This window comes from Polaribacter vadi (assembly GCF_018861005.1).
In the GTDB taxonomy this organism is placed as follows: Bacteria; Bacteroidota; Bacteroidia; order Flavobacteriales; family Flavobacteriaceae; genus Polaribacter; species Polaribacter vadi_A.
This window is the reverse complement of sequence record NZ_JAHKQL010000003.1, coordinates 59,755-74,367: the sequence shown is the minus strand read 5'-3', so window position 1 is coordinate 74,367 and position 14,613 is coordinate 59,755. Positions and strand designations below refer to the sequence as shown.

13 protein-coding genes are annotated in these 14,613 nt (G+C 29.5%); 11 read left to right on the top strand and 2 right to left on the bottom strand.

What is annotated here, in order from left to right; all coding sequences use genetic code 11:
- Positions 1 to 53 precede the first annotated feature (53 nt).
- The 4 genes from KO506_RS02180 to KO506_RS02165 all read left to right on the top strand — a co-directional run bounded on the left by KO506_RS02180 (position 54) and on the right by KO506_RS02165 (position 5,063).
- Positions 54 to 1,211, top strand: a complete 1,158-nt coding sequence (locus tag KO506_RS02180; RefSeq protein WP_215993261.1) for a 5-(carboxyamino)imidazole ribonucleotide synthase — start codon at positions 54 to 56, stop codon at positions 1,209 to 1,211.
- Positions 1,212 to 1,213: 2 nt separating this feature from the next.
- Complete coding sequence (gene purE / locus KO506_RS02175) at positions 1,214 to 1,693, top strand: 5-(carboxyamino)imidazole ribonucleotide mutase (protein WP_215993260.1); 480 nt, start codon at positions 1,214 to 1,216, stop codon at positions 1,691 to 1,693.
- Between the two features lie 64 nt (positions 1,694 to 1,757).
- Entirely contained in the window at positions 1,758 to 3,773 is a 2,016-nt protein-coding gene (locus KO506_RS02170; protein ID WP_215993259.1) for a M3 family metallopeptidase, read from the top strand.
- A 60-nt stretch (positions 3,774 to 3,833) separates the two neighbouring features.
- On the top strand, positions 3,834 to 5,063 hold the full coding sequence (locus tag KO506_RS02165) for a carboxypeptidase-like regulatory domain-containing protein (RefSeq protein ID WP_215993258.1): 1,230 nt from the start codon (positions 3,834 to 3,836) through the stop codon (positions 5,061 to 5,063).
- A gap of 62 nt (positions 5,064 to 5,125) precedes the next feature.
- Here KO506_RS02165 and KO506_RS02160 read toward each other — a convergent pair whose 3' ends face one another.
- Both KO506_RS02160 and KO506_RS02155 read right to left on the bottom strand, forming a co-directional pair.
- Complete coding sequence (locus KO506_RS02160; RefSeq protein WP_252726753.1) at positions 5,126 to 6,364, bottom strand: glycosyltransferase; 1,239 nt, start codon at positions 6,362 to 6,364, stop codon at positions 5,126 to 5,128.
- A complete protein-coding gene (locus KO506_RS02155) occupies positions 6,365 to 6,838 on the bottom strand; it encodes a heme-binding domain-containing protein (protein WP_215993257.1) in 474 nt (157 codons plus the stop codon).
- Positions 6,839 to 6,972: 134 nt separating this feature from the next.
- Between KO506_RS02155 and lpdA the strand changes: the two genes are divergently transcribed.
- The 7 genes from lpdA (at position 6,973) to KO506_RS02120 (ending at position 14,606) form a co-directional block, all read left to right on the top strand.
- Positions 6,973 to 8,373 (top strand): dihydrolipoyl dehydrogenase, encoded by a 1,401-nt coding sequence (gene lpdA, locus KO506_RS02150; protein WP_215993256.1) that lies wholly within the window; start codon positions 6,973 to 6,975, stop codon positions 8,371 to 8,373.
- Positions 8,374 to 8,452: 79 nt separating this feature from the next.
- The gene (locus KO506_RS02145) at positions 8,453 to 9,754 is read left to right on the top strand and encodes an anthranilate synthase component I family protein (protein ID WP_215993255.1); all 1,302 of its coding nucleotides are present in this window, start codon (positions 8,453 to 8,455) and stop codon (positions 9,752 to 9,754) included.
- Positions 9,755 to 9,756: 2 nt separating this feature from the next.
- Positions 9,757 to 9,990 carry a hypothetical protein gene (locus KO506_RS02140; protein WP_215993254.1) on the top strand — a complete coding sequence of 78 codons (234 nt, stop codon included), beginning with the start codon at positions 9,757 to 9,759 and terminating at the stop codon, positions 9,988 to 9,990.
- Position 9,991: 1 nt separating this feature from the next.
- A complete protein-coding gene (locus KO506_RS02135; protein WP_215993253.1) occupies positions 9,992 to 10,450 on the top strand; it encodes a type II secretion system protein GspG in 459 nt (152 codons plus the stop codon).
- Positions 10,451 to 10,460: 10 nt separating this feature from the next.
- Entirely contained in the window at positions 10,461 to 11,282 is an 822-nt protein-coding gene (locus KO506_RS02130) for an alpha/beta hydrolase (protein WP_215993252.1), read from the top strand.
- A 31-nt stretch (positions 11,283 to 11,313) separates the two neighbouring features.
- Entirely contained in the window at positions 11,314 to 12,639 is a 1,326-nt protein-coding gene (tilS, locus tag KO506_RS02125) for a tRNA lysidine(34) synthetase TilS (RefSeq protein WP_215993251.1), read from the top strand.
- Complete coding sequence (locus tag KO506_RS02120; RefSeq protein ID WP_215993250.1) at positions 12,639 to 14,606, top strand: protein-disulfide reductase DsbD family protein; 1,968 nt, start codon at positions 12,639 to 12,641, stop codon at positions 14,604 to 14,606. Before tilS ends, KO506_RS02120 begins: the two co-directional genes overlap by 1 nt.
- Positions 14,607 to 14,613: the final 7 nt, after the last annotated feature.

The following is a 14,613-nucleotide window of genomic DNA, read 5'->3' as shown; positions in this document are numbered from 1 at the left end:
TAGTTTCTTAGCTTTTAGATGCTTATTTTTGCTAAAATACAATTACAATTATCGTGAAAAATTATTTTTCTTCAAACTTTAAATTAGGCGTTTTAGGTGGTGGTCAACTAGGTAGAATGTTGTTAACAGAAACTCAAAAATTCGACATTCATACTTCAATTTTAGATGGCAGTGCATCTGCACCCTGTGCAGAAATTTGTAACACGTTTGTTGTTGGAGATTTATTAGATTTTGATGCAGTTTACAACTTTGGTAAAACTGTAGATTTACTAACCATAGAAATTGAAAACGTAAATCTAGATGCTTTAGATAAATTGGAAGACGAAGGTTTAACCATTTATCCAAAGCCAAAAGATTTAAGAATTATTCAAAGTAAAGCAAGACAGAAAAATTTTTATGTAGATCATCAAATACCCACTGCAGAATTTTCTCATTATGCATATTTAGAAGAATTAAAGCATTCTTTTGAGAATAACATTATCGATTTTCCTTTTGTATGGAAAGCCGCACGTTTTGGTTATGATGGTAATGGAGTAAAAATTGTAAGAAATATTGATGATTTACAAAGTTTACCAAATGTAGAATGTATTACAGAAAAGTTAATTCCGTTTAAAAATGAATTGGCTGTAATTGTATCTAGAAATTCTGATGGTGAAATATCAACTTACCCTGTTGTAGAAATGGAATTTCATCCAGAAGCAAATCAAGTTGAATATGTAATTTGCCCAGCAAGAATCGATTTTAAGGTTGCAGAAAAAGCTAGAGAAGTTGCCTTAAATGTAGTTAGTAAACTAGATTTTGTTGGTTTATTGGCTGTAGAAATGTTTCAAACTGTAGATGATAAAATATTGGTAAACGAAGTTGCTCCTAGACCACATAATTCTGGTCATTATTCTATAGAAGCTAGTTATACCAATCAATTTGAACAACATTTACGTTCTATTTTAAATCTTCCTTTAGGAAACACAGAAAGTAAAGTAGCAGGAATTATGGTAAACCTTGTTGGAGAAGAAGGTTTTTCTGGAGATGTAATTTACGAGAATTTAAATGACATTTTAAGGATTGATGGAGTTACTCCTCATATTTATGGTAAAAAAGAAACACGTCCATTCAGAAAAATGGGACATGTTACCATTGTAAATGCTGATATTAATAAAGCAAGAGAAATAGCACAAAAAGTTAAAGAAACAATTAGAGTGATAAGTAAATAATTATGGTAGGTATAATAATGGGAAGCGATTCAGATCTTCCAATAATGCAAGAAGCAATAGATATTTTAGAAAGTTTTGACATACAAATAGAAGTAGATATTGTATCTGCTCATAGAACTCCAGAAAAATTATTCGATTATTCTAAAAATGCACACAAAAGAGGCATAAAAGCAATTATTGCTGGTGCAGGAGGTGCAGCTCATTTACCAGGAATGGTTGCAAGTATGAGTCCTTTACCTGTAATTGGAGTTCCTGTAAAAAGTAGAAATTCTATAGATGGTTGGGATTCTGTTTTATCAATATTACAAATGCCAGGAGGTGTACCTGTTGCAACTGTAGCTTTAGATGGTGCAAAAAATGCAGGAATTTTGGCAGCTCAAATTATTGGAACTTCAGATAAATGTGTTTTAGACAAAATTATCGCTTATAAAGAAGGTTTAAAACTTAAAGTTGAAAAAGCTTCTGAAAGAGTAAAAAAATAAAAGAATACAAATTGTAATAGCCCTTCAAGTATTCGTATTTGAAGGGCTTATAAATTATAAAAACATGAACCCACTTTTACAAGATTTTAATACAGCTCCTTTTTCTAAAATTTCTTCTGATGATTACAAACCAGCTATTAAAAAAGGGATAGAAATTGCAAAAGCAGAAATTGATACAATTGCAAATAGTACTGTTGCTCCTACTTTTGAAAACACTACTGTAGCTTTAGATTTTACAGGAGAAAAATTAAATAGAATAACTTCAATTTTTTTTAATTTAAACTCAGCTGAAACTAATGATGCTATTCAAAAAATTGCTCAAGAAGTTTCTCCTTGGTTAAGTGAATTTAGAAACGACATCACTTTAAATGAAGCTTTATTTACAAGAGTAAAAGCTGTGTTTGAAGATAAAGAAAATTTAGATTTAACACCAGAACAACAAATGTTGTTAGAAAAGCAATACAAAGGTTTTGCTAGAAATGGTGCAAATTTAAGTGATGATAAAAAATCAAAATTAAGAGAAATAGATTCAAAGCTATCTAAATTATCTTTACAATTTGGCGAAAATGTTTTGGCAGAAACCAATGCTTTTGAAATGCATTTAACTAATGAAGAGGATGTTTCTGGCTTACCTGATTCTGTGAAAGAAGCTGCAAGTCAATTAGCAAAAGAACAAGATAAAGAAGGTTATATTTTTACGCTTCAATATCCAAGTTACATTCCTTTTTTAACGTATGCTGATAATAGAGAATTACGTAAGAAAATGGCAATTGCTGCTGGAAAAAAAGCCTTTCAGGGCAATGAGTTTAACAACGAAAAAATTGTTTTAGAAATTGTAAACTTACGTCAGCAAAGAGCAAACTTATTAGGTTATAAAACCCACGCTCATTTTGTTTTAGAAGAAAGAATGGCAGAAACTCCTGAAAAGGTAATCGAATTTTCGAACAATTTATTAGAAAAAGCAAAACCTGCTGCTCAAAAAGAGTTTGAAAATTTAGAAAAATACGCTCAAAAATTAGACGGAATTGATCAACTTCAAAAATGGGATGGCGCTTATTATTCAGAAAAATTAAAGAAAGAATTATTCGATTTAGATCAAGAAATATTAAAGCCTTATTTTAAATTAGAAAATGTAATTGATGGTGTTTTTGAAATCGCTAATCGTTTGTATGATTTAAATTTTGAAGAAGTTTCTAACATAGAAAAATATCATCCAGATGTAAAAACATATAACGTAACTGATGATGAAGGCAACTTTATTTCTGTTTTTTATGCGGATTATCATCCTAGAAAAGGAAAAAGAAATGGTGCATGGATGACGAGTTACAAATCGCAACAAATTAAAAACGGAGTTAACGAAAGACCTCACGTTTCTATTGTTTGTAACTTCACAAAACCAACAGCTACAAAACCTTCTTTATTAACGTTTAATGAGGTTACAACTTTGTTTCACGAGTTTGGTCACGCATTACATGGAATGTTAGCAAACACCACTTACAACAGTTTATCAGGGACTTCTGTTTCTTGGGATTTTGTTGAATTACCAAGTCAGGTTTTAGAAAATTGGTGTTATGAAAAAGAGGCTCTAGAATTGTTTGCAAAACATTACGAAACTGGAGAAGTTATCCCTATGAAATATGTAGAAAAAATTAAAGAATCTGCAAGTTTTCATGAAGGAATGCAAACTTTACGTCAATTGAGTTTCGGACTTTTAGATATGAAATGGCACTCAGAAAATCCGTCAGAAATTACTTCTGTAAAAGAATTTGAAATTGATGCTTTTTCAGAAACTAGATTGTATCCTGATGTTGCAGAAAACTGTATGAGTACAGCCTTTTCTCATATTTTTCAAGGCGGATATTCTGCAGGTTATTATTCTTACAAATGGGCAGAAGTTTTAGATGCTGATGCTTTTGAGTATTTCTTAGAAAAAGGAATTTTTAACAAAGAAGTAGCTACAAAATTTAAAGAAAATGTACTTTCTAAAGGTGGAACTGTAAAACCAATGGAATTATACAAACGCTTTAGAGGTCAAGAACCAAAACCAGAAGCTTTATTAAGAAGAGCTGGTTTGTTATAAGCTTAAAAATAAACCAAAAGAATTGTTATAAAATTGTTTCTTGTTCGTTATAAAAATAGAATGAGGAACAATTTTTTTATTTTATGGGCTTTCTTTACAATATCATCATTTTCGCAAATAGAAATTAAAGGTACTGTATATCATCAAAAAACACCTTTAGAAAATGTTGCCATTTACCTAAATAACACCATGCTTGGCACTACAACAAATGCCAATGGGCAATTTAACTTAACTGTTAAAGAAGGTAAATTCGAACTTATTGTATCTTATCTTGGATTTAAAAAAATTAATTATACTCTAAATACTTCTACATACTCTAAACCTTTGTTTTTTGTTCTTGAGGATGATGAAAACGTTTTGGATGAAATTATTATTCAAAAAACAGTGTATGATGAAGAGTGGAAATATAATCTAGAACTTTTTAAAAAAGAGTTTATAGGCATAACAGAATTAGCTAAAGAATGTAAACTTTTAAATCCTGAAGTTTTGCATTTTAATTACAATGCTAGAGAGAATATTCTTACTGCTTTTGCCAGAAAACCTCTGCAATTAAAACATAAAGCGTTGGGCTATTTGATTATTTATGAACTAGAAGAATTTGTAAGAAACAGAAACTATGTTCATTATTTAGGTTACTCTAGATACAAAGAATTAAAAGGCGGAAAAGCGAAACAAAAAAGATGGAAAAAAAACAGAAAAAAAGCTTACAGTGGCTCTACAGTTCACTTTTTTAAATCTGTTTTAAACAATACTTTTACTGAGCAAGGCTTTATTGTTAACCAATTTAAGAGAGTGCCAAATCCAGAAAGACCTTCTGAAAAAGAAATTAAAAAAGCCAGAGAACTCATAAAACTTAGTAAAGGTTTAGGCATCAACTTTAATAAAGAAATTGATGTACCAAAAAACGCAACAGACTCTGCTTTAGTAGTACTTAAAAAATCTCGTTTGGTAAAATTTAAAGATTATTTGTACAAATCGAAACTATCTCAAAAAGAAATAATTACTCAAAAAAATGGTTTGGTTTATCTAACTTTTGATGATAATCTAAGTATCGTTTACACTAAAGAGAAAGAAGAATTAGCATATATTACAAGAAACACATTCAGTAAAAAAAGAGAACCTTTACCACAAACATCAAGTTTAATTCCTCAGAAAAAAGGAGTTATTGTAGATAAAAACGGATTGTTAATTTATCCTTTAGATGTGTTTTATGAAGGCTATTGGTCTTTTTACGAAAAAGTTGCAACCTATTTACCTTTAGATTATGTGCCAGTTGGCAGCTCTCAGTAAGCAGTAATTCTGTGAGTTTTTTACTGAAAATGGTGACTGCAAACTGAATACTAAAAAACTGCTTACTTATTTTTAGCCTCTATCCATTTACTCATAAACTTTGTTGCTTGTAACGTTTGGTGTTGCAACAAACTTCCTAAAAAATTATGAGTTCTATGTTGTTCTAAATTTTGTTTAATTACATCAATTTTATTTAAAAAAGGTTTCCCTATTTTCTGTTTATTGTATGTAGCATTGATAATTTTAACTCCATTACTTTGCGCCATTTTCCAAGTATTTTTTTCTACATATAATATTACTGCCATTTTAGAAAATACAGTAAAATCATCTTCAACAAACCCACTCCAATGCAATTCATTAGTCATTCCTTCAACTCCAATTAAGCTTGTAACACTTGGTGTTCCGCAAATCATAGCTTCTGTTAATTTGCCTTTTATTCCAGCTCCAAAACGTAAAGGGGCCAAAACTACTCTTGCATTTTTTACAATTTCTTGGGCATTTTCTGCATACCCTTTTACAATAAACCCCTCTCTAGAATTATGTAACTCTTTTATTTGTTGATTTATATATGCGCCATAAATATGAATTTCAACTTCAGGGAGTCGTTTTCTAATTTTGCTCCAAATTTCATTTTTTAAAGTGAGTACAGCATCAATATTTGGTTTGTGAAAAAAGTTCCCAATAAATACAAAATGTTCTCTTTCCTCAAATGATTTCCATTTTTTAGTGTGATGTTCATCAATCTTATCTAATAAAAAAGGTAAATAATAAAGTAGGTTTTCATCAATCTTAAAAACAGATTTTAGCAAATCCATTTCATAAGTAGATATAATTATAGACAAATCACATCTTAAAATAGAAGCTATTTCTCTTTTGGTATCATCAGATCTCAACAAAGCTTCGTTTGTAAATTTCTCTCCTTTTTTTAGTTGTTGATACCTTACTTTTCGTAAAAAATGTAAATCCTCTGTATCTAAAATTCGTAGAGCATTTGGGCAATTTTCTGCAACTCGCCAACCAAATTGTTCTTCTGTCATAAATCGATCAAAAACAACAATATCTGGTTTTAACTTTTGAATAAAATCATCAAAAGAAGATGAATTCAGCTCAATAGCCACTGTTGTAATTCCTAAAGATTCTAGGTTAAAAGCATTTTTACTTTTTTGAGCAGTAGAAGCAAAAGTGATTATAAAATTCTGTTTTAAAAACAAATCTATCAATTGCAACATTCTACTACCTGCAGCAGAAGAATTGGGCTCTACCCAAACTGCACCTATAATTAAAATAGATTGTTTTTTCAATTATTCTGCAGTCATTTGTTGCTTGTAATCTGCCTGTACTTTTTTACCCCAAGTTACAATTGCATTAATTTGTTCTTGAGTTAAATTCGCCTCTGAATGCGTCCAAGTATAAGAATCTAAAGGCATTTCACCTTTCTCAACCTCTTCATACAATTCATCCATTTTATGTTCTTTTTTCTTTAAAGAATAAGTATTCCATTTCGAAAAATCTAAATGTTTTTTACCATCATTTACGTGATCTGCTAACCAATAGTTAACAGGTGTAATATTATTGTACCAAGGGTAACTTGTTTTTGCAGAATGGCAATCGAAACAACTTGTTTTTAAAATATCTAACACCTTTTCTGGTGGGTTTGTTTCTGCAATAAATGCATTTACAGTATCTATGTTTCCTTCATTTTTTTCTGGCCCAAAAAATTGAGCTACAATAAAAATTAACAAAAGCACTAACATTATTTTTTTTATGATTTTCATCTGAAATTACTTTAAATATATTACTCAGTAAAACTACTAAATTCTAACTTTATTCTGTAAAAATATCCGTATTTTTGTCTACTATTATTAAAAAACAACCTATTAGGTTATAGAATACATAAAAAAAATCAACAATGAAATACGATATTATTGTTATTGGTTCTGGTCCTGGAGGATATATATCTGCAGTTAGAGCATCACAATTAGGAAAAAAAGTAGCTATTATAGAAAAATATAGCACATTAGGAGGTACTTGTTTAAATGTTGGGTGTATTCCTTCTAAAGCGTTATTAGATTCTTCTCACCATTATTATGATGCTGTACATCATTTTGAAGAACATGGAATTTCTGTAGAAAAACCTTCTTTTGATTTTTCTAAAATGGTAGCAAGAAAAGAAAACGTTGTTACAACTACAACTGGTGGTATTAAATATCTTATGGATAAAAATAACATCGATGTTTACGAAGGTTTAGGTTCTTTCGAAGATGCTACTCATATAAAAATTACTAAAAGTGATGGTTCATCAGAAGTGATTGAAGGTACAAATACCATCATTGCAACTGGTTCTAAACCATCTACTTTACCATTTATCAGTTTAGATAAAGAAAGAGTAATTACTTCTACAGAAGCTTTAAAATTAAAAGAAGTACCAAAACATTTATTAGTAATTGGTGGTGGAGTTATTGGCTTAGAGTTAGGTTCTGTTTATAAAAGATTAGGTGCAGATGTTACTGTAATTGAATATGCTCCAAAAATTACACCTACTATGGATGCTGATGTTTCTAAAGAACTTACCAAAGTTTTAAAGAAACAAGGTATGAAATTTAACGTAAGTACAGGTGTAACTTCTGTTGAAAGAAATGGTGATGAAGTTATTGTAAAAGCAAATAACAAAAAAGGTGAAGAAGTAACTTTTACTGGTGACTATTGTTTAGTTGCTGTTGGTAGAAAAGCTTATACAGAAGGTTTAGGTTTAGAAAAAGCTGGCGTAAAAGTTAATGAAAGAGGTCAAGTTGATGTAAATGATCATTTACAAACTAATATTTCTAATATTTATGCAATTGGTGATGTTGTAAAAGGTGCAATGCTAGCTCACAAAGCAGAAGAAGAAGGTGTTGTTGTTGCAGAATATTTAGCTGGCGAAAAACCACATATAGATTATAATTTAATTCCTGGTATTGTGTACACTTGGCCAGAAGTTGCTGCAGTTGGTAAAACTGAACAAGAATTAAAAGATGCAAAAATCGATTATAAATCTGGTAAATTTTCTATGAGAGCCTTAGGTAGATCTAGAGCAAGTGGAGATATTGATGGTTTTGTAAAAGTTTTAGCAGATAAAAACACTGATGAAATTTTAGGAGTTCATATGGTAGGTGCAAGAGTTGCAGATTTAATTATGGAAGCTGCTGTTGCAATGGAATATAGAGCGTCTGCAGAAGATTTAGCTAGAATTTGTCATGGACACCCAACCTATTCAGAGGCTGTAAAAGAAGCTGCAAAAGCGGCTTGGGATGGTAAACCATTAAATGCTTAAAATTTAAATTTTATATAGAAACCTCACTATTAAGTGAGGTTTTTTTGTTTCCAAAACTTTCGAGTATTTTTGCAAAAATATGCAGAGAACCATACAATCTTTTACTGTTGATAATCTTAAGAATTTTAAAGAACAAATTTTGTTGTGGGCACAACAATTTGAAACTGCAATTTGGTTAGATTCTAACAATTACAAACAACAATATTCTAGTTTTGATTGTGCTTTGGCTGTTGAAGAATTTACTTCAATTAAAACTGATTATTTTAATGCTTTTGATAAATTAGAAGAATATCAAACCACAACTAAAGACTATATTTTCGGTTATATTTCTTATGATGTTAAGAATGATGTAGAAAATTTAAACTCAAATAATTTTGATGGTTTAGATTTTGCTGATTTGTATTTTTTTCAGCCTCAAAAGTTGTTTTTTATCAAAGGAAATAAGGTTGAATTCCATTATTTAAGAATGGTTGATGATGAAATGGAAAGTGACTATGTAGCAATCCAAAAAATCAAAAAAATAACAACTCAAAAATCTGAAAATGACATCAAAATCAAACTCAGAATTCATAAGGACGAATACCATCAAAAAGTAAATAAACTTTTAGAGCATATTAAAATCGGTGATCTTTATGAAGCCAACTTTTGCCAAGAATTTTATGCTGAAAATTCGACCATAAACCCTATTGAAGTTTACAAAGATTTAAATAAAATTTCTGAGCCTCCTTTTGCTGTTTTTCTAAAAATGGAACATCAATATTTATTATCTGCATCACCAGAAAGGTATATTAAAAAAGAAGGTAATAAAATAATTTCTCAACCAATAAAAGGTACTGCAAAGCGTTTAAGAAGTAAAATTGATGATGATAAAATTGCATCAGATTTATCTAGAGATATTAAAGAGCGTTCAGAAAATGTAATGATTGTAGATTTGGTGAGAAACGATTTATCTAAATCTGCAAAAAAAGGAAGCGTAAAAGTAGAGGAGTTATGCAAGGTGTATTCTTTTAAGCAAGTACATCAAATGATTTCTACAGTAGTTGCTGAAATTGAAGAGGACATACATCCTGTAACAGTTTTAAAAGATACTTTTCCTATGGGAAGTATGACTGGCGCTCCAAAATTCGCTGCAATGAAAATCATAGAAAAGCTAGAAGAAACAAAACGTGGTTTGTATTCTGGAACAGTTGGTTACATAACTCCAGAAGGCGATTTCGATTTTAATGTAGTAATTAGAAGTATTTTGTATAACGAAGAAAAAAAGTATATTTCTTATTCTGTAGGTGGTGCAATTACAGCCAAATCTGTTCCAGAAAAAGAGTATGAAGAATGTTTACTAAAAGCTAAAGCAATGCGTTATGTATTGTTGAATTCTAAATAATTATGATTCAAAATAAAGAAGCAAAATTCCAAAAAATTTTAGAAACCATAACAGACAAACCTAATGAGATGAATATGTTTGCAGGTTTTTTAAAAATGTATCCTGAAGAATGGAAACAACTAAAAATAAATTTTAGTAAATTTAACAGAAGTAAACAGTTTGGTAAAACCATTCCTTTACCAAAACCAGAACAATCTTTAAAAAAGGAAATTCGTGTTTGGTTAAAAAACAGATAAATTGGCTGAATTAATTGCAGAAATATTAGGATGGTATTTAGATGTTAAATATTTGATTAAGCATAAGAAAAGAAGAAAGTTCGAACAAGAAAATAATCTTCCGAAAAGTATTGTTTGGCACCCAATGACCAAGCCACTTTTAATTTCTTTTCCAATATTTTTAATAATTTTTGCTTTAATTTCTTATTTCAATTTTAACAACAAACCTTTAGAAAATACAAGTTCTAAAATTGCTAAAATTCAAACTTTACTTTCTTCTGAAAAGAAACAATTTGGCTTTTATCCTAAAGAATTAAAAAAGATTATTAGAAATAATCCTTTGCATAAAAATATCACCAAAGATTATTGGGGAAATGATTTTATTTATAAAATATCAAAAGATTCCTTAAATTACCAACTCGTTTCTATGGGTAAAGACCAGAAATCAAATACTTCTGACGACATTAAAGCAACAAATTAATAGTACTAATATGACTCAAAAAGAATTCAATTTTAATATTTATAACACTGAATTTTACGGTCGATATTGGCAAGGAAAAGAAACCAAAGCTGTTGTAGTTTTAGCACATGGAATGGGCGAACATTCTAATCGTTACAAACATGTTGCAAAAAAATTAACTGAAAATGATTTTGCTGTTGTTGCTTTTGATCATTTTGGTCATGGAAAAACAGAAGGTAAAAGAGGCCATAATCCCAATTTTGAAGCGGTTTTAGAAAGCATTTCAAAATCCATAGCTAAAGCAAAAGAATTATACCCAAACAAACCCATTTTTTTATACGGACATTCTATGGGCGGAAATGCAGTAATCAATTATACATTAAGAAAAAAGCATCAATTAAAAGGAGTTATTGCAACTAGTCCGTTTTTAAAACTAGCTTTTCAACCACCAAAAATCAAATTAGCAGCTGGAAAAATTTTACAAAAAATTGCACCCTCAATAACTATGGGAAATGAACTAGATGCTTCTCATATTTCTAGAGATCAAACAGAAGTTGATAAATATGTAAATGATGCTTTAGTGCATAATAAAATTAGCCCTAATTTTTCGTTAACCTTTATAGAAACTGGCAAATGGGCTATTGAAAATGCGAGTAAACTACAAACACAAATGTATTTATTACATGGAACAGATGATAAAATTATCGATTATAAAGGCACAGAAGAATTTGCAAATAATTCAGAATTTGCTACTTTAAAATTATATGAAGGTGGTTATCATGAGTTACACAATGATCTTTGTAAAGAAGAAATGCTACAAGATGTTGTAAACTGGTTGAATTCTAAAATTTAAATGACAAGAATTGCGTATTTTTGATGCGCAAATGCTTCAGAACTTCAAAGAACATATCAATAATAATTTTCCTTTTTTAAAGGATAAAAAACTATTGCTTGCCATTTCTGGAGGTGTAGATTCTGTTGTTCTTCATCATCTTTTTTATCAATTAAAAATAGACATTTCTTTAGCACATTGTAATTTTAAACTTAGAGAAAAAGAGAGTGATTTAGATGAAGAGTTTATAGCAAAACTTGCCAGAGCAAACAACAAACCAATCTTTACAATTAATTTTGACACTGCTGTTTTTGCCAAAAACAATAAGCTTTCTACTCAAATTGCAGCAAGAGAATTACGTTACACTTGGTTTCAAGAACTAGTAGAAAAACATAATTTCGATTATATTTTAACAGCACATCATGCAAATGATAATTTAGAAACTTTTCTCATCAACTTAACAAGGGGCTCTGGCTTAGATGGTTTTACTGGAATTCCCAAAAAAAACGGAAATATTGTTCGTCCACTTTTACCTTTTACAAGGGATGAAATTCTGAATTATGCCAAAAACAATAATATTGATTGGAGAGAAGATGCAAGCAATGCATCAACCAAATATGTACGTAATAAAATTAGGCATCAAGTAGTACCTATTTTAAAGGAAATCAATCCGAGTTTGTTAGAAACTTTTGCGAAATCTTTACAAAACTTACAAGAATCGCAGCAAATAATTGAAGATAGAATTCAAGATGTTTCATCAAAAATTATCAAAAAAGATTCATCTTCAACTTTAGAAATAACAAAATATACAATTGCTAAAATTAATAAACTTTCTAATCCAAAAGCCTATTTATATCAACTTTTAAAGGATTATAATTTTACAGAATGGCATGATGTTTACGATTTATTATCAGCACAATCTGGTAAACAAGTTTTTTCTAAAACCCATAGATTATTAAAAGATAGAGACTTTTTAATTTTATCTAAAATAGATTTGTCAACTTCGCAAGAAATGACATTTAAAATACAGAAAGATCAATCAGAAATAACAACTCCAATTCATTTAGTTTTAGAAGATATTGATGAAAAATCAAAAGAAAATAAACAGACTATTTACATTGATAAAGATTTGTTAAAATACCCTTTGCTTGTTAGAAAATGGAAAAATGGAGACTATCTTTATCCAACAGGAATGCTAGGAAAAAAGAAACTGAGCAAATACTTTAAAGACGAAAAATTTTCGCTCTTAGAAAAAGAACATACTTGGTTACTTTGTAATGTAGATAACGAAATTATTTGGGTGATAAACCACAGACAAGATCGTCGTTTTTCATCAACTAAAAACACTGAAAATTATTTAAAAATCACCACCATATAATGAAGAAATTCATCACGCTATTTATCCTTTTCACTGCTTTTTTTTTAAAAGCACAAACAGAAAATGATCCCATAACCATTGCAACTTCTGTTAAGAAAATATCAGACACAGAATACGATATTATTTTTAATGCTAAATTATACAAAGGATGGTATTTGTACTCACAATACAATCCTGATGGGGCTTCTTTACCTTTAGAAATCACAATTCCTGATGGCGAAACTGGCTATAAATTAATTGGTAAAGCTGATGAAAAAGATACATTTAAAAAATATTCTGATGTTTGGGAAGTAGAAGAAGTTGTTTTTAAAGAGAAGGCAAAAATTTCTCAAAGAATTCAATTAACCAACAAAAAAATCACGCAAGTAAAATTAAATTTCTTTGGTCAAGTTTGTGAAACTGCTTGTATAAATATCGATGAAGATTTTACAGTTTCACTTACTAATAATCAAATTAAAATTTCGAATACTGTTGATGAAAGAAGTGCAGCATTAACAAAACAATTAAAGTTAGGATTAAAAAATACTGAACTTTTAATAAACACTTCTGACGCAGAATCAGAAAGTTCAAACGGATTATTTAGTATCTTTTTTCTTGGTTTTGCTGGTGGTTTATTAGCACTTTTAACGCCTTGTGTTTTTCCTATGATTCCGTTAACGGTTTCATTTTTCACAAAACAATCAGAAAATAAAAAGAAGGGAATTTTTAATGCCATTTTATATGGTTTTTTTATCATCTTAATTTACATATTACTAAGTTTACCTTTTCACTTTTTAGATAATTTAGATCCAGAAATTTTAAATACAATTTCTACTAATGTCTGGTTAAACATTTTCTTTTTTGCTGTTTTAGTGTTTTTTGCTTTTTCTTTCTTCGGCTTTTACGAAATAACTTTACCAAGTTCTTGGGGTAATAAAATGGATTCTGCTTCCTCTGTTGGCGGAATTATTGGAATCTTTTTTATGGCTTTAACTTTAGCTATCGTTTCCTTTTCTTGTACAGGCCCAATTTTAGGTTCTCTTTTAGCTGGTTCTTTAACTTCGGATGGTGGAGCAACACAGTTAACAGCAGGTATGTCTGGTTTTGGTTTGGCTTTGGCTTTGCCTTTTGCATTGTTTGCTTTGTTCCCAAATTGGTTAAATTCTTTACCAAAATCTGGTGGATGGTTAAATACAACCAAAGTAGTTTTAGGTTTTTTAGAGTTAGCTTTAGCTTTCAAATTTTTATCGAATGCAGATTTAGTTGCGCATTGGGATATTTTAAAACGCGAAATCTTTATCGGAATTTGGGTAATTATTTTTATAGGCTTAGCCTTGTATTTATTTGCTAAAATTAAATTCCCACACGATTCTCCAATCAAAAAATTATCATTTTCAAGAATCTCTTTTGGGGTTTTAGTTATCTCTTTTATCATTTATATTACTCCTGGAGTTTTAAAAAATCCTACTTGGAATTTAAGTTTATTAAGTGGTTTTCCTCCTCCACAATTTTATAGTATTTATGAACAAGAAAGCGATTGCCCTTTAGGTTTAGATTGCTATAAAGATTTTGATGAAGGTTTAGCAAAAGCAACAGAAGTTAACAAACCTATTTTATTAGATTTTACAGGCTGGGCCTGCGTAAATTGTAGAAAAATGGAAGAAAATGTTTGGAGTGAACCAGACATTTATCAAACTTTAAAAGAAGATTATATTTTAATTTCTTTGTATGTAGATGATAATGAGAAAGCATTACCAGAAGCACAACAATTCGACTTTTTAAAACCAAATGGTAAAATTAAAAAAATAAAAACTGTTGGAGATAAATGGTCTACATTTCAAGTTATCAATTTTAAAAACGCATCACAACCTTATTATATTTTATTAAGTCCTGATTTAGAGATTTTAAATTCTGCACAACAATATACAGACAGAGATACTTATTATTCTTGGTTAAAAGAAGGAGTAGAAAACTTTAATAAAGAATAATAAAATC

Bases quoted from the DNA above. Each gene is read 5' to 3' on its own strand.
- purE (WP_215993260.1), top strand. From the start codon at position 1,214: ATGGTAGGTATAATAATGGGAAGCGATTCAGATCTTCCAATAATGCAA.
- KO506_RS02170 (WP_215993259.1), top strand. From the start codon at position 1,758: ATGAACCCACTTTTACAAGATTTTAATACAGCTCCTTTTTCTAAAATT.
- KO506_RS02165 (WP_215993258.1), top strand. From the start codon at position 3,834: ATGAGGAACAATTTTTTTATTTTATGGGCTTTCTTTACAATATCATCA.
- KO506_RS02155 (WP_215993257.1), bottom strand. From the start codon at position 6,838: ATGAAAATCATAAAAAAAATAATGTTAGTGCTTTTGTTAATTTTTATT.
- lpdA (WP_215993256.1), top strand. From the start codon at position 6,973: ATGAAATACGATATTATTGTTATTGGTTCTGGTCCTGGAGGATATATA.
- KO506_RS02145 (WP_215993255.1), top strand. From the start codon at position 8,453: ATGCAGAGAACCATACAATCTTTTACTGTTGATAATCTTAAGAATTTT.
- KO506_RS02140 (WP_215993254.1), top strand. From the start codon at position 9,757: ATGATTCAAAATAAAGAAGCAAAATTCCAAAAAATTTTAGAAACCATA.
- KO506_RS02130 (WP_215993252.1), top strand. From the start codon at position 10,461: ATGACTCAAAAAGAATTCAATTTTAATATTTATAACACTGAATTTTAC.
- tilS (WP_215993251.1), top strand. From the start codon at position 11,314: ATGCTTCAGAACTTCAAAGAACATATCAATAATAATTTTCCTTTTTTA.
- KO506_RS02120 (WP_215993250.1), top strand. From the start codon at position 12,639: ATGAAGAAATTCATCACGCTATTTATCCTTTTCACTGCTTTTTTTTTA.